The 21,265-nt window shown below is 72.2% G+C and carries 17 protein-coding genes; 11 read left to right on the top strand and 6 right to left on the bottom strand.

What is annotated here, in order from left to right:
• Nucleotides 1-113 precede the first annotated feature (113 nt).
• Nucleotides 114-1,814, bottom strand: coding sequence for a hypothetical protein (locus KO353_RS05850; RefSeq protein ID WP_218286779.1), 1,701 nt, complete (start codon nt 1,812-1,814; stop codon nt 114-116).
• A 597-nt stretch (nt 1,815-2,411) separates the two neighbouring features.
• Nucleotides 2,412-2,882 (bottom strand): 23S rRNA (pseudouridine(1915)-N(3))-methyltransferase RlmH, encoded by a 471-nt coding sequence (locus KO353_RS05855; RefSeq protein WP_218286780.1) that lies wholly within the window; start codon nt 2,880-2,882, stop codon nt 2,412-2,414.
• Nucleotides 2,883-2,929: 47 nt separating this feature from the next.
• Here KO353_RS05855 and KO353_RS05860 point away from each other — a divergent pair, with 47 nt between their 5' ends.
• From KO353_RS05860 to KO353_RS05910, 11 genes are all read left to right on the top strand, one after another.
• Nucleotides 2,930-3,286, top strand: coding sequence for a DUF952 domain-containing protein (locus tag KO353_RS05860; RefSeq protein ID WP_218286781.1), 357 nt, complete (start codon nt 2,930-2,932; stop codon nt 3,284-3,286).
• Between the two features lie 323 nt (nt 3,287-3,609).
• Nucleotides 3,610-5,325: a 30S ribosomal protein S1 gene (rpsA, locus tag KO353_RS05865; protein ID WP_218286782.1), complete on the top strand. Its 1,716-nt coding sequence runs from the start codon at nt 3,610-3,612 to the stop codon at nt 5,323-5,325.
• A gap of 172 nt (nt 5,326-5,497) precedes the next feature.
• Nucleotides 5,498-6,436: a signal peptide peptidase SppA gene (gene sppA, locus KO353_RS05870; RefSeq protein WP_218286783.1), complete on the top strand. Its 939-nt coding sequence runs from the start codon at nt 5,498-5,500 to the stop codon at nt 6,434-6,436.
• Nucleotides 6,433-6,756: an integration host factor subunit beta gene (gene ihfB / locus KO353_RS05875; protein ID WP_218286784.1), complete on the top strand. Its 324-nt coding sequence runs from the start codon at nt 6,433-6,435 to the stop codon at nt 6,754-6,756. The genes sppA and ihfB overlap by 4 nt, the downstream gene beginning before the upstream one ends.
• Nucleotides 6,757-6,767: 11 nt before the next feature.
• A complete protein-coding gene (locus KO353_RS05880; RefSeq protein ID WP_218286785.1) occupies nt 6,768-7,097 on the top strand; it encodes a lipopolysaccharide assembly protein LapA domain-containing protein in 330 nt (109 codons plus the stop codon).
• A 267-nt stretch (nt 7,098-7,364) separates the two neighbouring features.
• Nucleotides 7,365-8,078 carry an orotidine-5'-phosphate decarboxylase gene (pyrF, locus tag KO353_RS05885; protein ID WP_218286786.1) on the top strand — a complete coding sequence of 238 codons (714 nt, stop codon included), beginning with the start codon at nt 7,365-7,367 and terminating at the stop codon, nt 8,076-8,078.
• Nucleotides 8,075-8,746 (top strand): phosphoribosylanthranilate isomerase, encoded by a 672-nt coding sequence (locus tag KO353_RS05890; protein ID WP_218286787.1) that lies wholly within the window; start codon nt 8,075-8,077, stop codon nt 8,744-8,746. The genes pyrF and KO353_RS05890 overlap by 4 nt, the downstream gene beginning before the upstream one ends.
• A gap of 83 nt (nt 8,747-8,829) precedes the next feature.
• Nucleotides 8,830-10,059, top strand: a complete 1,230-nt coding sequence (gene trpB / locus KO353_RS05895) for a tryptophan synthase subunit beta (protein ID WP_218286788.1) — start codon at nt 8,830-8,832, stop codon at nt 10,057-10,059.
• On the top strand, nt 10,056-10,919 hold the full coding sequence (gene trpA / locus KO353_RS05900) for a tryptophan synthase subunit alpha (RefSeq protein ID WP_218286789.1): 864 nt from the start codon (nt 10,056-10,058) through the stop codon (nt 10,917-10,919). The genes trpB and trpA overlap by 4 nt, the downstream gene beginning before the upstream one ends.
• 20 nt (nt 10,920-10,939) lie before the next feature.
• Complete coding sequence (gene accD, locus KO353_RS05905; protein WP_218286790.1) at nt 10,940-11,848, top strand: acetyl-CoA carboxylase, carboxyltransferase subunit beta; 909 nt, start codon at nt 10,940-10,942, stop codon at nt 11,846-11,848.
• Nucleotides 11,849-11,856: 8 nt separating this feature from the next.
• Nucleotides 11,857-13,146 (top strand): bifunctional folylpolyglutamate synthase/dihydrofolate synthase, encoded by a 1,290-nt coding sequence (locus KO353_RS05910; protein ID WP_218286791.1) that lies wholly within the window; start codon nt 11,857-11,859, stop codon nt 13,144-13,146.
• A gap of 5 nt (nt 13,147-13,151) precedes the next feature.
• On the opposite strand, the gene KO353_RS05915 is transcribed toward KO353_RS05910, so the two are convergent.
• The 4 genes from KO353_RS05915 to addB form a co-directional block, all read right to left on the bottom strand.
• Nucleotides 13,152-14,261, bottom strand: a complete 1,110-nt coding sequence (locus tag KO353_RS05915; RefSeq protein WP_218286792.1) for a PQQ-dependent sugar dehydrogenase — start codon at nt 14,259-14,261, stop codon at nt 13,152-13,154.
• 91 nt (nt 14,262-14,352) lie between these two features.
• Nucleotides 14,353-14,679: a thioredoxin TrxA gene (trxA, locus tag KO353_RS05920; protein ID WP_218286793.1), complete on the bottom strand. Its 327-nt coding sequence runs from the start codon at nt 14,677-14,679 to the stop codon at nt 14,353-14,355.
• Nucleotides 14,680-14,795: 116 nt separating this feature from the next.
• On the bottom strand, nt 14,796-18,269 hold the full coding sequence (gene addA / locus KO353_RS05925; RefSeq protein WP_218286794.1) for a double-strand break repair helicase AddA: 3,474 nt from the start codon (nt 18,267-18,269) through the stop codon (nt 14,796-14,798).
• Nucleotides 18,262-21,261 carry a double-strand break repair protein AddB gene (gene addB / locus KO353_RS05930; RefSeq protein ID WP_218286795.1) on the bottom strand — a complete coding sequence of 1,000 codons (3,000 nt, stop codon included), beginning with the start codon at nt 21,259-21,261 and terminating at the stop codon, nt 18,262-18,264. The genes addA and addB overlap by 8 nt, the downstream gene beginning before the upstream one ends.
• Between the last annotated feature and the right edge of the window lie 4 nt (nt 21,262-21,265).

The raw sequence follows: 21,265 nt of genomic DNA on the forward strand, positions 1-21,265 counted from the left end.
GGGGACTGCCCATCCGGTCGCGGCAAGGCCGGGCGGCGAGGATCGCACCGCCCGGCCTGCCGTGGCCGTCGTGTCGTCCCGTCAGGCGCGGCGCCCACGCGCCACGCCGAGCATCAGGAGATCGACCGCGAACAGGGCGAGCGTGCCGGGCTCGGGCACCGACAGACGGGCGAGATACACGCCGGCCCAACCGGTCTCCTCGCTCGCCATCGAGACGCTGATGGCAAGCTAGCCCTTGCGGAAGCCGTCACGCTCGATCGCGATGGCCGAGATCGGCAGCGGGTTGCCGAGCTCGCCCACGGCAAGGGGGGTCGACGAGCGTTCCCGCCATGCCCTCGCCCAGCACCTCGAAGGGGTTGACGCCTTCGCCGAGATCGAGGAACAGGCCGAACGCTGCCGCCGCTGCTTCGTCTTCTGGTTTTCTGTTTGACGCCTTCGCCGAGATCGAGGAACAGGCCGAACAGCGAGGCCCCGTCATCCCCGTCCGGCGTCTTCAGCGCCTTGAACGCGACGCGACCGGCGTCCTGCGCGATGAAGGCGGAGGCGCGCCACCGCGGCGGCTCGCCCTCGTCCTCTTCTTCGCCCCCGTCCGTTCCCGGCGGCCGGCCGGAGAAGGTCCAGAACAGGAAGTCCTGGTACGCATCGCCGGTTTCGGCGACCAGCGTGAGCTCGCCCGTCACCACGTCCTTGACGAAGATCCCTTGGTGCAGCGGCACCTCGCGCGTCGTCGTGCCCGACCCGCCATCCGACTGGGCGATGCAGGCGGCGATGACAGCCGCGTTGCCCTCGCTTCCGCAGGTGAGGGTGACGGTGCGGGTCTCGGTTCCCCACGCCCCCCAGAAGGCGACGCGCCGGCCGTCGAACGACAAGGCCTCGCCGATCCGGTTCAGAGTCGTGCCGCTCGGTGTGGTCACGCCCGGCACGGTCTCGCCGATGCCGACGAGGGTGGTGATCCCGGGTTGGCCGACACGGGCGAGGTAGATGCCGCCTTCGGTCGGCGCCTCCTCGTTGTCGAGGCCGGTGAAGACGATCTGCCCGGCGGCGGCCGAGGGCGGAGCGGTCGAGCCGAACACGGCCCCCGGCGCATTCGGGATCGCCTGCCCCGACCAGGCCACCGCGACCGGGGCTCCCGTGCCAGTGACGTCCCGGTAGGACACGCCCGTCTGCCCGGCACCGTCCACCGTAGAGTTGCCCTTGAAGGCGATCAGGCCACCATCGAACGCGGCAGGCGACCTCGGAAACTGGTCAAACCGCACGCCCGCCGCGCCGCCGGCCGCCTCGGAAGGAACCAGGAACTGCGGAAAGCCGGCGATCACGGGCAGGTTCGACATGCCCGTCACAGCCGCGCCGCCGCCTGGCGTGGCATAGATCCCGGCGGTTCCGACCCGCGTCACGGTCTCCCCAGTGGTCGGGTCGATCACCTGCCACACCGGCTGGGATTGGCCGCGCGTGGCCGCGAGAAGCGACGAGCGGTCGATCCTCGCGAAGGCGGGGAACTCGTTGAAGGTCGCGCCCGTGTTGTTCGGCTGCGGCACGAGCTGGTTCCGCTCGACGATGACGCCGACCGGACCCAGCGTCGCCATGTCGCGCGAGAACACGAAGGTGATCGGCTCGCCCGCCTGCTGGCCGCCGCGCGTGCGGGCGCGGAAGACGACGACGGCGTCGTCGTTCACCGAGGGCGGGCTGTAGCTGTTGAACAGCCGCGTGCTCTCGGGACTGGCGAAGCCGTTGTTGACAACCGTTTCCCAGGTCAGCGGTGACGCCGCCGCCGGCAGCGCGCCGGCTGCGAGGCCGATCGCGAGAGCGCCTGCCACAGGGCGTCTCGCGGAACGGTGCCACACGTCTCGGGAATTCGCGGTGCGAACGATCATACCCCTCTCTTCCCTTCTTAGGGAAGTTTAACATCTGAAGGTTACGATGGGGTGGAGGCCTTCTCACGCTCCACCCCGACGTCCTCTTATCTCCGCCCCGCACCGCTGCGCGGCGCAAACCCGGGCCCTGGGCCAGCGCCAGGACCGGGGCCAGCGCCGGGAGCGGGACCGATGCTGGACCGCGGGCCCGGGCCAGTTCCGGGCCCCGGGCCGAGGCCGCGGCCAGCCCCCGCCCGCAGGACCGGGCCAACGTTGCGCCCCTTCACGCTGCGTGAGCGCCTCGCCGCGCTGCTGCGGCCCCGCCTGGCGTGGCGGCACACCCTGGGCGAAGGCAGAAGCGGGAAGGGCAGGGAACCTCAGGGCGAGCAGCGTGCGTCGTTTCGCGCCGTTCGTCCTCTGTCTTGCAAGCGTCTGCGGCGGGTTCGATCTCGCGCCGAGAAGCTTCGCTTGTTCCGACCGTCAAAGGCGATGACCCAGATCAGAACATAGCGGTCAAACGGACGGCCAGGCGCGATCAGGTGCCGCAACATCCAGCGCCGTTCAGGGCCGCCAGGGCCGGTGATAGGGGTGGCCGCGGGCGAGCGCGTCAGCGCGATACAGGGCCTCGGCGAGCATCGCGCGCACGAGCAGGTGCGGCCAGGTGTGCGGCCCCAGGCTCATCACATGCGCCGCGCGGTCGAGCACGGAGCGGTCGAGCCCCTCCGCCCCGCCGATCACGAAAGCGACCGTCCGCCCCGCCTCGCGCCAGCGCGCAAGCCGCCGCGCGAACGCCTCCGTTCCCTCCGCCACGCCGCTCTGATCGAGCGCGACCAGAACCGCCCTCTCCGGCACGGCGGCGAGGATGGCGGTGGCCTCGCGTCGGCGCACCTCGGCGGCATCGCCCTTTCCCTCGGCGATCTCGATCAGCTGAAGCGACGGTCGCAGCCGGGCGGCATAGCGCGCGAAGAGTGCCGCCTCGGGCGAGGCAGGGGAAGCGCGGCCGACGGCGATGACGGCAAGGCGTGCGGGCATCGACGCGAGTGTTGCCTTCTCGCCCCCGCCGGTCGAGAACCGACGCGATGGAACGGTTGATCTACACCCTTGTGCGCGCCGCCGAGTGGCAGGAAGCGGAACGGCTCGGCCGTTACGACGGCAGCGCGGATGACCGGCGCGACGGGTTCCTGCACTTCTCCACCGCCGCCCAGGTGCGCGCCTCGGCCGCCAAGCACCGCGCCGGCGTGGCGGACCTGTTGCTTGTCGCGGCGGATGCCTCGGCGCTCGGCGAGGCGCTCCGGTTCGAGCCCGCCGCGGGCGGCAAGCGGCCGGGCCTGTTTCCGCATCTCTACGGCCCGCTGCCGCTGTCTGCCGTCCGCTCCGTCACGCCGCTGCCGCTCGGCGAGGACGGTCTGCACGTGTTTCCCACCGAGATCCCGTGAGCGCGCCGCCGCGCCATCTGCGGCAAGACACCGTTCCGCTCGCTCCGGGTGACGCGACGCGCTTGACTTTCGCAGCCGCACGCCGTTTCTCCCCCCCAGGGTGCGCGCGCGGGCCGAAGCCCGTAGCGCGCCGAGGCGTTGGTATCGTCCGACGCCGCGGGCCGCGACCCGGCCCGATTGAGGCAACCGGCCCCGGGGCACACCCCGGGGCAAGCCGTGTCCGTCGCAGCCGCAGCCGAAGGGCGCGGCGCACGGGGGCGCAAGCCCCGCCAGAGGGCCCGACAACGGTCGGGCTGGCGGGTTCGAAGGAAGACCAACAGAACATGGCCCAAACTGCACCCGCTCCCTCGACGGAGGATTTCGCGTCCCTGCTCGAGGCGACGCTCGGCAAGGACAGCGGCTTCGACGGGAGCGTGATCACGGGACGGGTGGTCCGGATCGACGGCGACGTCGCTGTCGTCGATGTCGGCCTCAAGTCCGAGGGCCGCATCCCGCTGAAGGAGTTTGCTCCGCCCGGCCAGAAGCCAGAAGTGAAGCCCGGCGATCTCGTCGAGGTCTATGTCGATCGCTACGAGGACCGCGACGGCACGATCATCCTCTCGCGCGAGAAGGCACGACGCGAGGAGGCCTGGACCAATCTCGAGAAGGCCTATGCCGCCCAGGCGCGCGTCACCGGCGTCATCTTCGGGCGCGTCAAGGGCGGCTTCACCGTCGATCTCGGCGGCGCGGTCGCCTTCCTTCCCGGCAGCCAGGTCGACATCCGCCCGGTGCGCGATGTCGGGCCGCTGATGGGAACGCCGCAGCCCTTCCTGATCCTCAAGATGGACCGCGCCCGCGGCAACATCGTCGTCTCCCGCCGCGCCGTGCTTGAGGAGACGCGCGCCGAACAGCGCGCCGAGCTCGTCCAGGGGCTCAAGGAAGGGATGATCCTCGACGGCGTGGTGAAGAACATCACCGACTATGGCGCCTTCGTCGATCTCGGCGGCGTCGACGGCCTGTTGCATGTCACCGACATCGCCTGGCGGCGGATCAACCATCCCTCCGAGGCGCTCCAGGTTGGCCAGACGGTGAAGGTGCAGGTGATCCGCTTCAACCAGGACACGCAGCGGATCAGCCTCGGCATGAAGCAGCTCCAGGCCGATCCATGGGAGGGTGTCGCCGCGAAATATCCCGTGGGCGCCAAGTATGTCGGCCGCGTCACCAACATCACCGACTATGGCGCCTTCGTCGAGCTCGAGCCCGGGGTCGAGGGCCTCGTGCATGTGAGCGAGATGTCCTGGACCAAGAAGAACGTCCACCCGGGCAAGATCGTCTCGACCTCGCAAGAAGTCGAGGTGATGGTGCTCGACGTCGACCCGGTGAAGCGCCGGATCTCGCTCGGCCTCAAGCAGTGCCTGCGCAACCCGTGGGAGGCGTTCCTCGACGAGCACCCGATCGGCTCGACCGTGTCAGGCGAGGTGCGCAACATCACCGAGTTTGGGCTGTTCATCGGCCTGCCCGGCGACATCGATGGCATGGTCCACCTCTCCGACCTCTCATGGGACGAGCCGGGCGAGCAGGCGATCCAGAAGTACAAGAAGGGCGACGTTGTCGAGGCGAAAGTGCTCGACGTCGATGTCGAGAAGGAACGGATCTCGCTCGGCATCAAGCAGCTCACGGCTGACCCTGCCGCCGGCGTGATGGACCGGATGATCAAGGGCTCGATCGTCACCTGCGTGGTCACGGCGGTGCAGCCGAACGGCATCGAGGTGAAGGTGGACGACGCGGTCACCGGCTTCATCCGCAAGTCCGAGCTGTCGCGCGACCGGCAGGACCAGCGGCCCGACCGGTTCGGCGTCGGCGACCGGGTGGATGCCAAGATCATGTCGGTCGACCGCCAGACGCGGCGGCTGACGCTCTCGATCAAGGCGCGCGAGGTGGAGGAGGAGAAGACGGCGATGGCCGAGTTCGGCTCCTCCGACAGCGGCGCCTCGCTCGGCGACATCCTCGGCGCCGCGATCCGCCGGCGCAACCAAATGGCCGCCGAAGGCAAGGAGTGAGCGGCCCTCCCCGGCCGGGCGCGGAGCGGACGCAGGCACGGGCAGACGGGCGCGGACACAGGGGCGGCGCGGCGGATGCGGAGACGGGCGGCGGCCTGAAGCGGGCGCCGCCCGCCTTGCGCCGCCGAACCGCACGTGACGCCGCGCCTGCTCTCGTGCATATCGTGCGCCGATGGCGCTCGAAACCGACCTCCTGATCGACCGGCGACGGCTCAAACGCAGCCTCGCCGTCTGGCGCGTTGTCGCCCTCCTCGCAGTGCTCGCGGCCATCGGCCTTGTCGCGTCCGAGACGAGGGAGGCGCGGTCTCTGCTCGGCGGCTCGGTGGCGCGGCTGACCGTCACCGGCCTCATCGCCGAGGATCGGGAGCGTGACGAGGCGCTGCTCCGGGTGGCGGAGGACGGCTCGGTCCGGGCGCTGATCGTCGCGATCGACAGCCCGGGCGGAACGGTCTCGGGCGGCGAGGCGCTGCATCGCGCTCTCGCCAAGGTGGCGGAGCGCAAGCCGGTGGTCGCCGTCCTCAGGGGCACCGCTGCCTCGGCCGGCTACATGGTGGCTCTGCCGGCGGCCAGGATCTTCGCCCGCGAGGCCACCGTGACGGGCTCGATCGGCGTGATCCTGCAGACGGTCGAGTTCGCCGGCCTGCTCGAACGCCTCGGCATACGCGCCGAGGCGCTCACCTCCGGCGCGCTGAAGGATCAGCCCTCGCCCTTCCGCCCGCTCACGCCGGAAGGCCGCGCCGCGCTCGAGGCGGTGGTGCAGGACCTCTACGCCCAGTTCGTCGCCATGGTCGCCGCGGGGCGGCGGATGGAGCCTGAGCGGGTGCGCGCGCTCGCCGACGGGCGCGTGTTCACCGGCCGCCAGGCGCTCGCCGAGGGGCTCGTCGATGCGATCGGCGGCGAGGCGGAGGCGCGCGCGTGGCTTGCCGCCGAGAAGGGCGTTCCCGCGAGCCTGCCCATTCGCGAGATCGCCCCCGACGAGGCTGGCCGGCTGCTTCCGCGCCTCGTGCGGGAGACAAGAAAAGCCCTTGTTTCAGAACGGCTTAGCCTTGACGGCCTGATGGCCGTCTGGCACCCTTCCCTGATCGGGGCGGCACGGGGGGGCGGCGAATGACGCGATCGGAACTGATTGCCGAACTGGCGCGGCGCAACCCGCACCTGATGCAGCGCGACGTCGAAGCGATCATCACGACCGTGTTCGACGAGATCGTCGCCGCGCTCGCTGCCGGAAACCGCGTCGAGCTGCGCGGCTTCGGCGCCTTCTCGGTGAAGAAGCGCGATGCCCGGACGGGGCGCAACCCGCGCACGGGCGAGGCCGTCGCGGTCGCCGAGAAGCTCGTGCCGTTCTTCAAGGCGGGCAAGGAGCTCCGCGAGCGGCTGAACCGCGGCACGGGCGGGGGCGGGCGAAGCGCCCGCGCCCAGGCGACGGGCTGAGGGGGCGCGAGATGCGGGCGTCCTGGCTCGTCACCATCCCCCTCGCGGCGCTGCTCGTTCTGTTTGCCGTCTCCAACACCGAGGTGGTGCGGCTGAAGCTCTGGCCGTTCGACCACACGGCCGATCTACCGCTGTCGGTGGCCGTGCTCGGCGTCTCGGCGGTGGCCTTCCTGTTCGGCGCAACCGTCGCCTGGATGGCCGGATTGCCCGCGCGGATGCGCGCGCGGCGGCTCGAGAACACGGCGAACGCTCTCCGCGCCGAGGTCGAAGAGCTGAAGAAGGCGCTCGCGCGCGCGCCCACACCTGCGGAGAAACCGGCCGGGGCTCTCGCCCGGCGCTGACCGCCCCGTTGGGCGCCCCCACCTGCCGTCACGCGCAATCGCGTCGAAGGGACTGATGGAGGCGATCCTTCGCACCGCTCGGCCCGTCGACGAGCGGTTTGTCAGGGCGGGATCGCCGGTGGCCGCAGAACGGGCACTTGGCGCCGCCTGCCGCGGGTGCTAGAGCTGCCGCTGTACGGCTCACATCAGCCCCGCATGGGTGGAGCGGTTCGAAGCGACGGAAGCGACCGCCTTTCACCCCCGCGCAGCCCGCTTGAGCGACGGTGCATGCCCGCACGGCCAAGCTCCCCCGCCGCACGCCTGATCGTCGCCCTCGACACGGCCGATCTCGCCCGCGCCACGGCCTTGGCACGTGCTCTCGCCGGCGAGGTCGGCCTCGTGAAGGTGGGCCTCGAGCTCTTCGTCGCCGAGGGCCCGCGCGCGGTGGCGGAGATCGCCGCCCTCGGCGCTCCGGTCTTCCTCGACCTCAAGCTGCACGACATCCCCAACACCGTCGCCGGCGCCGTCCGGTCGGCCAATGCGCTCGGCGCGGCGATGCTCACCGTGCACGCCGCGGGCGGGGCGGAGATGATCAGCGCCGCACGCTCTGCCGCCGAAGCCGCCGGCGCCGCCCGGCCGATGATCCTCGCCGTGACAGTGCTCACGAGCCTCGGCGCCGCCGACCTCGCGGCAACCGGCGTCGCGGGCGGCCCGGTCCAGCAGGTGCTTCGCCTCGCCCGCCTCGCCGTCGAGTCAGGGGCGGACGGGATCGTCTGTTCACCCCGCGAGGTCGCTCCGTTGCGCGATGCCCTGGGCCCGGGCGTTCCGCTGATCGTTCCCGGAATCCGCCCTGCCGGAGCCGACGCCGGGGACCAGAAGCGGGTGATGACTCCCGCCGAAGCCCTGGCCGCCGGGGCCGACTGGCTCGTGATCGGCCGCCCCATCACCGGCGCAGCCGACCCGGCGGCGGCGGCACGCGCGATCGCCGCAAGCCTCGGATGAGCGTCACGGTCAAGATCTGCGGCCTCACCGACGCCCCCGGTTTCGACGCGGCCGTGGCGGCGGGGGCCGACATGGTGGGCTTCGTCTTCTACCCGCCGAGCCCGCGCGCCATCACGGCGGACGCGGCCGCCGCCCTCTCTGCCCGGCACGCGGGCGGGCCGCTCCGCGTCGGACTGTTCGTCGACGCGGACGACGACACGATCGCAGCGACGCTCGCGGCCGTGCCGCTCGATCTGCTCCAGCTACACGGCGCGGAGCCGCCCGACCGCGTCGCAGCGATCAGGCGTCGCTTCGGCGTGCCGGTGATGAAGGCGGTCGGCGTCGCCACGCGGGCGGAGGTGGCGCGCGCGATCGCGGACTACGGCGCGGTCGCCGACCGGATGCTGTTCGACGCCAAGCCCCCGCCCGCCGGCACGCCTGGCGCCCTTCCCGGCGGCAACGCCGCGGTCTTCGACTGGTCGGTGATGCACGGCATGTCCGTCCCCGTCCCGTGGCTGCTCGCAGGCGGGCTCACGCCGGACAACGTCGCCCGGGCGATCGCCACCGTCTCGGCACCCGGTGTCGATGTGTCGAGCGGCGTCGAGCGCGCGCGCGGGGTGAAGGACCCCGCCCTGATCCGGGCCTTCGTCGCGGCGGCGAAAGCGGCGTCAAGGGAGGGCAGCGCCTAAGCGCGCGCGGCCACAGCGCCCCGGGCTCTAGGCCGGGGGCGGGATTTGCGCTACCACCCCGGCTTCCGCACGGGAGGCGAGACGTGACCAAGCCCCTTTCCTCGGCGCTTCCGAACAGCCTGCGCACGGGCCCGGACGAGCGCGGGCATTTCGGACGTTTCGGCGGCCGCTACGTGGCCGAGACCCTGATGCCGCTGATCCTCGAGGTCGAGCGCGCCTATACGGCCGCGAAGGCTGACCCCTCCTTCCAGGCGGAGCTTGACCGCTATCTCGCCGACTATGTGGGCAGGCCGAGCCCGCTGTGGTTCGCCGAGCGGCTGACACAAGCGCTTGGCGGGGCGCAGGTCTGGTTTAAGCGCGACGAGCTCAACCACACCGGCGCACACAAGATCAATAACTGCATGGGCCAGATCCTGCTCGCGCGGCGTATGGGCAAGAGGCGCATCATCGCCGAGACGGGAGCGGGCCAGCACGGTGTCGCGACCGCAACGGTCTGCGCCCTGTTCGGCCTTCCCTGCACCATCTACATGGGCGCGACCGACGTCGCGCGCCAGTCTCCCAACGTGTTCCGCATGAAGCTGCTCGGCGCGGAGGTGAGGCCAGTCACCTCCGGCGCGGCGACGCTGAAGGACGCGATGAACGAGGCGCTGCGCGACTGGGTCGCCAATGTCGCCGATACCTATTACTTGATCGGAACGGTCGCCGGCCCCCACCCCTACCCGGCGATGGTGCGCGACTTCCAGTCGGTGATCGGGACGGAGGCGAAGGCCCAGCTCCTGAAGGCCACGGGGCGCCTGCCCGACGTCGCGGTCGCTGCGATCGGCGGCGGCTCGAACGCGATGGGCCTCTTCTTCCCCTTCCTCGATGACGCCTCGGTGCGGCTCATCGGCGTCGAGGCGGCCGGGCACGGGCTCGACAGCGGCCAGCACGCCGCCTCGCTCTCGCGCGGCCGCCCAGGCGTGCTGCACGGCAACCGCACCTATCTCCTCCAGGACGAGTTCGGCCAGATCCTCGAGGCGCACTCGATCTCGGCCGGCCTCGACTATCCGGGGGTGGGCCCCGAGCACTCGTGGCTGCATGAGATCGGCCGCGTCGAGTATGTCGCGGTGACGGACGAGGAGGCGCTCGAGGCGTTCAAGCTCTGCACGCGGACGGAAGGCATCATCCCCGCGCTTGAGCCTGCGCACGCGCTCGCGCACGTGGCGAAGATCGCGCCCAAGATGCCGAAGGACGCGATCATCCTGATGAACCTCTGCGGCCGCGGCGACAAGGACATCTTCACCGTCGCCGAGGCGCTCGGGGTGAAGCTGTGAGCTCGTACCGCACGCCCGCAGGCGCGCCGAACCGGATCACCGCGCGCTTCGCCGCGCTCCGCGCCGAGGGGCGCGGGGCTTTGATCACCTTCATTGAGGCCTTCGATCCGGACCGCGCCACCTCCGAGGCGCTGCTCCAAGGCCTGCCCGGAGCGGGGGCGGACCTCGTCGAGCTCGGCGTTCCCTTCACCGACCCGATGGCGGACGGGCCGACCATCCAGCGCGCCGGCCAGCGCGCGCTCAAGGCAGGCGCGACCCTTCCCGGCACGCTCGAGCTGGTGCGGGGTTTCCGTGCCAAGGACGGAACGACGCCGGTGGTGCTCATGGGCTACTACAACCCGATCCTCGCCCATGGTCCGGAACGTTTCTGCTCCGACGCGGCTGAGGCAGGCGTCGATGGCCTGATCGTGGTCGACCTGCCTCCCGAGGAGGCCGACGAGCTCACCGCCCACACCGTTCCGAACCGGCTTGAGCTGATACGCCTCGTCGCGCCGACCACGGACGAGACGCGTCTTCCCTTCGTGCTCGCGGGCTCGGGCGGCTTCATTTACTACGTCTCGATCACCGGGATCACCGGAACGCGCTCGACGACGGAAGCGCAGCTCGCCGAGGCGATCCCGCGCATCCGGCGCGCCACCGACCTGCCGATCGCCGTCGGCTTCGGCGTGCGCACGCCCGAGCAGGCGGCCATGGCGGTGCGGATCGCCGATGCCGCCGTCGTCGGCTCCGCCCTGCTCGACACGCTCGCGGCCGATCTCGACGAGTCGGGCCGGGCGCGGCCGGGAACGGTCGAGAAGGTTCTCGACCAGGTGCGCGCGCTCGCCGCCGGCGTGCGCGGCGCCCGCCGCGAGGCGGCCTGAGCGGAGCCGACGCGGCAGCGATGAACTGGCTCACGAACTACGTCCGGCCGAAGATACGCACCCTGCTCGGGCGCAAGGACGTGCCGGAAAACCTCTGGCACAAATGCCCCGCCTGCGAGCAGATGATCTTCCATCGCGAGCTCGAGAAGACCCTTCGCGTCTGCCCGAGCTGCGGCCACCACATGCGGCTTCCCGCCAAGGCGCGGATCGCGATGCTGATGGATGAGGGCTACGCCACCATCGAGCTTCCGGCGGTGCCGCAGGACCCCCTGCACTTCCGCGATCAGAAGCGCTACGTTGACCGTCTCAAGGCCGCCCGCGCCGAGACCGAGCTCGAGGACGCGATCATCGTCGCGCACGGAACGATCGGCGCCTACCGCGCCGTGGTCGCCGTCTTCGCCTTCGAGTTCATGGGCGGCTCGATGGGCACGGCGGTGGGCGAAGCCCTGGTCGCCGCCGCGCGGCTTGCGGTTCTGCAGCAGGCGGCGCTCGTCGTCGTCACCGCCTCGGGCGGGGCGCGCATGCAGGAGGGCGTGCTCAGCCTGATGCAAATGCCGCGCACCATCATCGCGGTTCAGCACGTGAAGGACGCGGGCCTTCCCTACCTCGTGGTGCTGACCGACCCGACGACGGGCGGGGTGACGGCCTCCTTCGCGATGCTCGGCGACGTCCACATCGCCGAACCGGGCGCTCTCATCGGCTTCGCCGGAGCGCGGGTGATCGAGCAGACGGTGCGCGAGAAGCTCCCCGAAGGCTTCCAGCGGGCGGAGTATCTGCACGCGCACGGCATGGTCGACCTCGTGGTGAAGCGCGCCGAGCTCAAGCAGACGCTGGCGCGGCTGATCGGGCTCCTGACCGAACCGGCGGCGCGGCGCGCCGCCCGCCCAGGTGCAGAGGTGATCGCGCTGCCTGCGCCGCAGGCGGATTGAGGAGCGCCATGGCGGGCATCGTCGCGGCGCCATCGGAGGCGGTGATCGCGCGGCTTGCGCGCCTGCATCCGAAACTGATCGACCTCTCGCTCGGGCGGATCGAGCGGCTGCTCGCCCGGCTCGGCCACCCGGAGCGGCGCCTGCCCCCCGTCCTCCACGTCGCCGGAACGAACGGCAAGGGCTCGACCTGCGCCTTCGCCCGCGCGATCGCCGAGGCCGCTGGGCTTCGCGTGCACGTCTACACGAGCCCGCATCTGGTGACGTTCCATGAGCGAATCCGGCTCGCCGGCACGCTCGTCACCGAGGAGGCGCTGTCCGCCGCGCTTGAGGAGGCCGAGGCCGCGAACGGCGAGGACCCGATCACCGTGTTCGAGATCACCACAGCGGCGGCGCTCGTTCTGTTCTCGCGCGTCCCGGCCGATCTCCTGGTGCTCGAGGTCGGGCTCGGCGGCAGGCTCGATGCGACGAATGTCGTCGAACGCCCGGCCGCGACCGCGATCACCCACATCGCGATGGACCACATGGAGTTCCTTGGCGACACGCTCGCGTCGATCGCCTTCGAGAAGGCCGGGATCCTCAAACCCTCCGTCCCCTGCGCCACCGGCCGCCAGGAGGAGGAGGCGATCGAGGTGATCCGCGCGCGCGCCCGTGACGTCGGCGCACCGTTGCGCGCACGCGACGAGGCCTGGACGATCGGTCCCCACGGCTCGGGCCTGCGCTACGCCGACGCCGAGGGCACGCTCGACCTGCCGATGCCTGCCCTGCCGGGCGTGCACCAGCACGACAATGCGGGGATCGCCATCGCCGCGCTCCGGGCGATGCGCGGGCTTGCCTTCCCGGCCGAGGCCTTCGCCGAGGGGCTCGCGCGCGCGCGCTGGCCCGCGCGGATGCAGCGGCTTGGGCGCGGTCCGCTGCTCGACCTTCTGCCCGAGGGCTGGGAGCTCTGGCTCGATGGCGGCCACAATGCCGATGCCGGGCGCGCTCTCGGCGCCCATCTCGCCGCCAACCCCTCGCCGCCGTGGCACGTCGTCGTCGGCATGAAGTCGGGCAAGCAGACGGCCGAGTTCCTTCGCCCCATCATCCCGCACGCCGCGAGCCTCTGGGCGGTGGCGGAGCCCGACCAGCACCTCGCCCAAGCACCGGAGGCGATCGTCGCCGCCTCGGGCGGCGTGGCGCGGATCGGGCCGCGCGTGGCCGATGCGGTGGCCGCGATCGCGCGTGAGGCGCGGGCGCCCGCGCGCATCCTCGTCTGCGGCAGCCTCTATCTCGCGGGCGTGATCCTCCGCGACCACACCTGAGCGCGTCAGGCAGGATCGAGACGCCAGATCGCGCCGTCGCGGCTGTCGGTGACGACGAGCACGCGCCCGTCAGGCAGAACGCGCACGTCGCGGATCCGCTCGCCGAACATCGGGATACGCTCCTCAGCGACGATCCGCTCCCCCTCGCGCGTGAGGCGGAACAGGGCACGGGCACGCAGCGCCCCCACGAGAAGATCGCCACGCCAGCCGGGGAAGGCCGCCCCGGTGACGACGGCGAAGCCCGAGGGCGCGATCGAGGTCGGCCCCCAGACCTTGAGGGGGTCCTCCATCCCCGGCAGGGACCGATGCTCGGTGATCACCGAGCCGTCGTAGTTCACGCCGTGCGTGGCGCGCGGCCAGCCGTAGTTCGCGCCGCGCCGGATCAGGTTCACCTCGTCCCCGCCCTGCGGCCCGTGCTCGTGCGACCAGAGCGCCCCGGTCTCGGGATCGACCAGGAGCCCCTGGATGTTGCGATGGCCGTATGACCAGATCTCCGGCCGCGCCCCCGCCCGGCCGACGAAGGGGTTGTCGCGCGGGATCGAGCCGTCGTCGGCGAGGCGTATGATCTTGCCGTTGAGGTCGGCGAGGTCCTGCGCACGCTCCATCTGGAACCGGTCGCCGAAGCCGGCATAGAGCATCCCATCGAGGCCGAAGGCCATGCGGCAGCCGAAATGAAACCCGTTGCGGACCCGCGGCGTGACAGAGAAGATCGCCTCCGGCGCGGTGAAGCGCTCGCCCTCGAGCCGAAGCCGGGTGATGGTCGAAGAGGTTCCGCCCTCGCCTTCGGTGACGTGGCAGAGATAGACGAGGCCGTTCTCGGCGAAGCGCGGGTGCAGGACGACGTCGAGCATGCCGCCCTGGCGGTTCGCGACCGTTGCCGGCGTGCCGGGAAGCGGCGGGGAGAGCCGGCCGTCGGCGCCGACGAGGCGCACGCGGCCGGGGCGTTCCGTCACGATCAGCCTCCCGTCCGGCAGCGGAGCGACGGCCCAGGGATGCTCGAGCCCCTGGGCGAGCACGGTGACGCGGAACGCGGCGCGCTCGGTGCGCACGACCTCGGCGCCAGCGGGATACGCCGCAAGCGACGCGGCAACGGCGAGCACTGCGCCTCGGATCATCTCCCCCTCCCAGCCGCCGTGTCGCCGCGACGATGGGGCGTTCGCCGCGGACCGGAATCCGCCGCCGGAGCGCCCGGCCGCGGCGCGCGGGTCACAGGTTCGCGTCCACCCAAGCCGTGAGGTTGCTCTTGCTGTCGGCGCCCATCTTTGTGGCGACGGGCTGGCCGCCCTTGAACAGGATCAGCGTCGGGATGCCGCGCACGGCGAAGCGGTTCGGCGTGACCGGGTTCTCGTCCACGTTCACCTTCGCCACGGTCAGCCTGCCGGCGTAGGCCGCGGCGATCTCCTCCAGCGCCGGGGCGATCGCGCGGCATGGCCCGCACCACTCGGCCCAGAAATCGACGAGGACGGGGTGGTCGGCCTTCAGCACATCGGTCTCGAAACTCGCATCCGACACGACCTTGGTGCGCGCGCTCATGCCTCTCTCCGTGGTGTCATGGCCCGTCGGGTATCGTGTTGCCGGGCCCGTGGTCCGGCCCAGGTTCTAGCACGGCCCCCGCCCGCGGCACCAAGCGACCCCGGGGCCGCCTCTGGCTAAATGGTGGCGGGAGCGTGAGCGTCCAACAGCGAGTCAGGAAGCTCCATCAGGCGTGCGGCATAGGTCCAGACGAGGGCGCAGCGCACCTCCCGGCCCGGAAAGGCGCCGCGCAGAACCGCGCGATAGGCGGCCATCTGCCTGAGATAGGCCGGCGGCACGTCCTCGAGACGGTCGGGCGGGGGGCGGTTCGTCTTGAAGTCGGCCACGAGAACCTCGGTGTCGGTGATGGCGAGACGATCGACCTGGCCTGAGACGACTCGCGAGCCGATCCGGCCCGTCACGGCCGCTTCGGCGAGCGCTCCGGGAGCGAAGAGCGGGGCGAAACGCGGGTCATCGAGGACAGCGAGCGTCTCGGCGACGAGCTCCGCCACGGTATCCGCGGCAAGGCCGAGCCCGGGCGCGGAGAGGAACGCCTCAGCCGCGCTCCGGCGCCGCTCGGGCGGCAGGTGCGGCAGGTGCTGGAGCAGGGCGTGCACAAGCCTGCCGCGCTGGAACCGCCTCGCTCCTGGCTCCGCCCCGGCGAGCGGCGAGGCGGCGGCTGGCTCGTCGTCCTCCTCCGCCGAGGGGGCGAGCGGGCGCGGCGGCGTCTCCTCGGCAGGTGGCGGTCGACGCGCCCAGGTTGGAACCGGGGGAAGGCGCACGGGCGCGGCGCTTTCCGGCTCGCGTCGCAGCGCCGCGTCGGGCGCCTGGGCGGTGGCGAGCCGCATGCCCCCCACCGGCCAGCCTGTTTCGCCGAGCAAGGCACCCGGGTCGAAGGCCGCCGCCTCGGCACCGGCAAGACGGCGGAACCCAGCCGCGACGAGATCATACCAGCAGCTCTTGTCCTTTCCCTCCCCTCTGCGGCTGAGGGCGCCGGTCACCAGAAGCCGATCCTCCGCGCGGGTGAGCGCGACATAGAGAAGGCGGCGATACTCCTCGAGATCCTCCTCCCGTCTCCGGGCACGCGCCTGCTCGACCGGCTCGGGGCAAAGCTCGGCGCGCGGTGCCCAGAGCGGCACCTGCGCATGCGTTGCCTTATCTTCCAGCCAGTAGAGGTCGTCGACGGGGTCGGTGACGGAGGTGGTGTCGGCGAGGATCACGACCGGGCTCTCGAGCCCCTTCGCGCCGTGGACGGTCATCACCCGCACCGCGTCCGCACCCGGCTCCTGCTCGCGCTTGATCTCGGCCCCGCCGCCGCGAAGCCAGGCGAGGAAGCCCTGGAGCGATGGCGGGTGCGACCGCTCATGCGCGAGCGCGGCGCTGAGCAGCTCATCGAGCGGGTCGGCGGCGTCCGGCCCGAGCCTCGCAAGCAGCCGCGCCCGCCCGCCGAGCGGCCCGAGCAGCCGGGCGATCAGGGCATGCGGCGTGTCGAAATCCGCCCGCGCGGCGAGCGCGGCGAGCGTGGCCTCGGCGTCCTGCCAGTCGGGCCGTTCGGCTGCGCGCCGGCGAAGTTCGGTGCGCAGGCTGCGCCGCCCGCGCGCGGTCGCGAGCTCCATCAGCGACGGGTCGGAAAGGCTGAACAGCGGCGAGCGAAGCGCCGCGGCAAGGGTCAGATCGTCCTCGGGCAATAAGAGCGACTCGAGGGTGGCGAGCACGTCCTTCACCGCGAGTTCTTCGACGAGCACCATGCGATCGACGCCGCTGACCGGAACGTTCCGCTGCTTGAGCGCGCGGATCAGCCAGCTGACGAAGGCGCGGCGACGACGCACTAGGACCAAGACGTCGCCGGGGCGGATGGCGCGGCCGCGGGCGGGCAGACGCTCGCCGTCCTCGATCCAGCGCTGGATCTGCGCCGCGATCGCGAGCGCGAGCTTCTCCTCCCCGTTGCGCGCACGCGCGCTCGGCTCGGGGTTCCACGCGTCGGCCTCGGGCAGCTCGTCCGGCGGGATGAGTGGCCACAGTTCGACCGAGCCCGCCTCGCCCGCGCGCACCGGCCGGTGCAGGATCGGCTCGCCGTCGAGCGCCACGCCCTTCGCCGCGTCCGGATCGGCGAACACGGCATCGACGAGCGCAAGCACCGGAGCGGTGGAGCGGAAGGAGACGGCAAGCCGCTCGGAGCGGAAGTGCGAAGCGCCGAAGCAGGCCGTCACGCGCTTTCGCGCCCGCTCGCGCGCGCGGCCGAACTCTTCCGGCGCCGCCCCCTGGAAGCGGTAGATGCTCTGCTTGACATCGCCCACCGCGAACAGCGTGCGCACGACGCCCGCCCGCGCTCCTTCGCCCGCGAAGAAGTCCTCCGTGAGAAGCTCGACCACGTGCCATTGCGCGGCCGCACTGTCCTGCGCCTCGTCGATGAGCACGTGGTCGAGCCCGCCATCGAGCTTGTACTGCACCCAGGCCGTGTCGGTCGCGGCGAGCAGGCGCCGGGTGCGCTCGATCAGGTCGTCGTAGTCGAGCCCGGCGCGGACGCGCTTGCGCCGTTCGTAGCCCTCGATCACAGGGGCGACGAGACGCACCACCGCCTCGGAGGCGAGGGCAGCGCGGATGCGGCGGCGACGGTCTTCGACCGTGAGGACGGCATCCGCCTCGCCCTCGAGCACGGCGAGGATGTCCGCCATCGCGGCGACAGCCCGCTGTGTGGCAAGGCGCGTTCGGATCGTTCCCTTCTCCGTGAGGTACAGGTCTCGCCAGTCCTCCCATCGTGCGGCCCTCTCCTCGGGCGTGAGCGCGAGCCACCGTTTCATCGCCTCGCCGCGCGCCATGTCCGTCGGCGAGCCGCGGCGGAGCGCGTCGGCCGCGGCCACAAGCCGCGTCAGATCGCGCCCGCAGGCCTCGGCAAGCAACGCGTCCTCAGTCTCCTCGACGTCGAGGCCAAGGATGCGCCGCTGCATCGCCGCCACGCCGTCAGGTGCGTTGGCTGCCGCGAAGGCCCGCTCGAGCCGTCCACGTGCGGCGAGCACGCCGCGCACGAGATCGGAGAAGCCGTCCTGCTCAGTGAGCGGCGCAAGCGTTGCGAGGGCCCGCTCCATCCCTGCTGTCGGCCGGGCGAGCGCCTCGTCACGCGCGGCCGCCAGGGCCTCGGCTGAGTCGCGTTCCTCGAGCAGGGTGAAATGCGGCGCGATCTCTGCCTCGAGCGGGAAGCGGCGGAGCAGGCTCTGGCAGAAGGCGTGGATGGTGGCGATCCTGAGCCCGCCCGGGTGGTCAAGCACGCGGGCGAACAGGCCGCGGGCGCGCGCCAACGCCTCCTCCGTCACCGCCACGCCGAGCCGCGACAGCTCCTCCCCGAGCGCGCTGTCCTCCATCGCCGCCCACGCGCCGAGACGCGAGGCGATCCGTGTCGCCATCTCCGCTGCTGCGGCGCGGGTGAAGGTGAGGCAGAGGATCCGGCCCGGATCGGTTCCGCCGAGGAGAAGCCGAAGCACACGCGCGGTCAGAAGCGTGGTCTTGCCAGAGCCTGCGGAGGCGCCCACCCAGGCCGAGACGGACGGGTCGGACGCGCGGCGCTGCGCGGCTTCGGCGTCCGCGCGCGCGTCGCCAAGGGCCCACTCAGTCATCACCGCCGCCCCACTCCTCGACGCGGGCAAGATGCAGATAGTCGGAGAACTGCGGCGCGCGGTGCGGATGCGGCCGCGGCCAATAGGCGGCGGAGGGGTCGTCGAAGCGCGCCCGCAATGCCTCGAACCGCTCCCAGGCGGCGGCGGCGAGCGCCGCGGCGTCGCCCTTGACGGGCGTCTTGGCCCCCGGCTTGAAGCCGCCGCCGAGCTTCCAGTAGGCGAGGTGCGACGCGATCCCTCGCCCGACCTCGGCGAAGGCGCCGCGCTCTGCCATCGCCGCCTCGAGGGGGAGCTGGATCGCATAGGCCTCCTCGATCTCCTTCTGGGGCGGGATCGTTCCCGTCTTGTAGTCGATCAGCCTGAGCGTGCCGTCCGCGAGGCGGTCGATCCGGTCGGCTCGGCCGTGCAGCACGAACCCGCCCGGAAGGGCAAGTTCCCCCTTCACCTCGGCGAAGCTCTCGACCGGGCCTTCCTCGGCGAGGCGCCTCTCTTCCGCCTCCGCTACCCATTTGGCGATTCGGGCAAGCCGCGGCCGCCAGAACGCCTCCCGCGCCGGCGCGGCCAGCGCCTCGAGGCTTCGGGCGCCCTGCTCCTCGATCCAGTGCCGGAACGTCGCCACCCCGGGCCACCCCTCCTTCCGCATCCGCCGCAGCGCCGAGGCGATCGCCGCGTGCACAACCGTTCCCCAGTCGGACCGATCGATCGGTTCATCAAGCTCGGGAAGCCTGCGGAGACCGAGGATATGCTTGGCGTAGATCTCGAACGGGTCGCGCAGGAGCCGCTCCACCTCAGTCACGGACAGACGCTTCGGCCGAAGAGCAAGCGGCGGGCGCGGCTCAGCCCTCGGCTCGGGCGTCACACAGTCCGGAGCGTCGAGGGCGCGGGCGATGCCGAGCCAGTCTGCCGGCGGCCTGAGATGGTCGCCGGGGCCGAGCTGGCTCTCGAGGAAGGCGTCGAGGCGGACGAGCCAGCGGCTCGGGACGGTCGGTGCGCCATCGACACGGCGCGCCCGCGTCAGCAGCATCTCGGGCGCGGAGGAGAGGGCGAGCGCGACGTCGTGCGCCGCCTCGCCGATCGCGGCTTCGGGCGAGGCGAGGCCGAAGCGCGTGCGCATCGGCCGCGACATCCACGGGCCTGGGTCGACGGCGGCGGGCCAGGTGCCCTCGTTCAGCCCGCCGAGGATCACGAGCTCGGCCGATTGCAGGCGGGCCTCGAGCACGCCCCAGATGAAGAGGCGCGGATGCGGCGCCCCCTCGCCCGCACTGCCGATGCGGCGAAGGCGCACCTCGACGCCCGCGAACAACGCCTCGAACAGCCCGGGCCAGGACTCGGGCGGGATTGGGCCCATGTGCTCGAGCGCCTCGAGCGCCTCGGCCATGCGCGCTGCCGCTGCCTCGCCAGCCTCCTGCGCCCAGAGCTGCCGCGCTCCGGGCGCCGTATCGGTCGCGGCAAGCGCCTCAGCCGCGGCAAGCGTCGCGGCGAGCAGGCGCGCGGGCGGCGCCTCGGACACCTCGAGAGCGGCAAGCAGTGGCCCGAGCGAGCGCTTGAGCGCCTCGATCACGCGGGCGGCGGCGGCAAGACCGCGCGGGCGATGCTCGCGCGCAAGGCGCGCGGCGTGGGCGTACGCCGCCTCGAGCCCGGCGATCCCTGGTGCCGGGCGCTGCCCGCGCAGAAGCGCGAGCTCGAACAGCCGAACCGCGGCGCGGAAGCGGCCCGGGCGCATGCCGCCCGAGGCGAGAGGATGTTTCAGAAGCGCAAGGAGTGGCACAGGCGCGAGGCGCTCGGCGCACGCCGTGACGAGCAGGCGCAGATAGACGCCGGGCGGTGTCGCCCCGAGCGGGCGGCCGGCGCTGTCGTCGGCGCGGATGCCGAAGCGCGCGAGAGCTGCGGACACGCGGGCGGCAAGGGCGCGATCGGGCGTGACGAGTGCGGCGCGCCGGCCGGGCGTCTCGAGCGCCGCGCGCATCGCAAGCGCGATGACGAGCGCCTCCTCGTTCTGGTCGGCCGCGTCGATCCGGCCGAGGCCGGCGATCCCGGCGCGCACCGCCTCGCGCTCCACCCTGCGCCAGTCGCCCATGCCCTCGGCGGGAAGCATCATTCGCGACACCACACGCGCCCGCGCCGCGAAGGCCCCCGACGCGCCCGCGCCCGGCCAGGGGCGGACCTCCTCGCGGGCCACGCCAAGCCGACCGAGAAGCCGCTTCAGCCCAGCCTGCGGGTGGCTCTCGCCGATCGCCTCCCAGGCGGCAGCGTCCATGTCGAGGTCGAGGCCGGGCAGAACGACCGCTCCGGCGGGAAGGCGCGCGACCGTTGCAAGCAGACGGCCGACCGCAGGGATGCCGCCCGTGGAGCCGGCGGCGATCACCGGCGACTCGGGCGGCGACCTCTCCCAGTGCCGGCGCCGCGACTCGAGCAGCGCCACAAGCCGGGCGGCAGGGTCGGCAAGCCCGTTGTCGGCAAGCCAGCGTGGCCAGTGACTGGTGACGATCTCGAGGAAGGCGATCGTCTTCAGCCAGTGCTCGGCATGCGCCGCCTCGGCCGCGTCGGCAAGGCGCGCCGGGTCGGCCTCCTCGCGCGCCATCTCGTCGAGCAGCGTGGCGAGCTCGCCCGCAAGCCGGAAGGCGTGGTCTGCCGAGGCGACGCCGGCGGCGCGCTCCTTGGCGAGAACGAGCCGCGCAAGCGCCGCCTGGCGACGCAGCGCCCCGACCGCCGGCGGCGGAGCCTCGAGACCAGCGAGGATCACGCCCTCGTCCGCCGCTTCGGCGAGAGCGATCGTGCGCGGCAAAAGAAGCGGCCGCCCCTCGGTCAGGCGAAGGAAGGCCTCGGCGAGGCCGCGCGCCGCGCGTCGCGTCGGCAGAACCACCGTCATGCGGGCGAGCGCTGCCTGATCCTCCTTCGCATCGCGCCACAGCCCGGCCGCGAGCGAGTCGAGGAAGGGGGCCTCGGGCGGGATGGTGAAGACGGCCGGGTCGCGTCGGCGATCGGCGCCCATCGCG

Source organism: Elioraea tepida (assembly GCF_019203965.1).
Taxonomy (GTDB): Bacteria; Pseudomonadota; Alphaproteobacteria; order Acetobacterales; family Acetobacteraceae; genus Elioraea_A; species Elioraea_A tepida.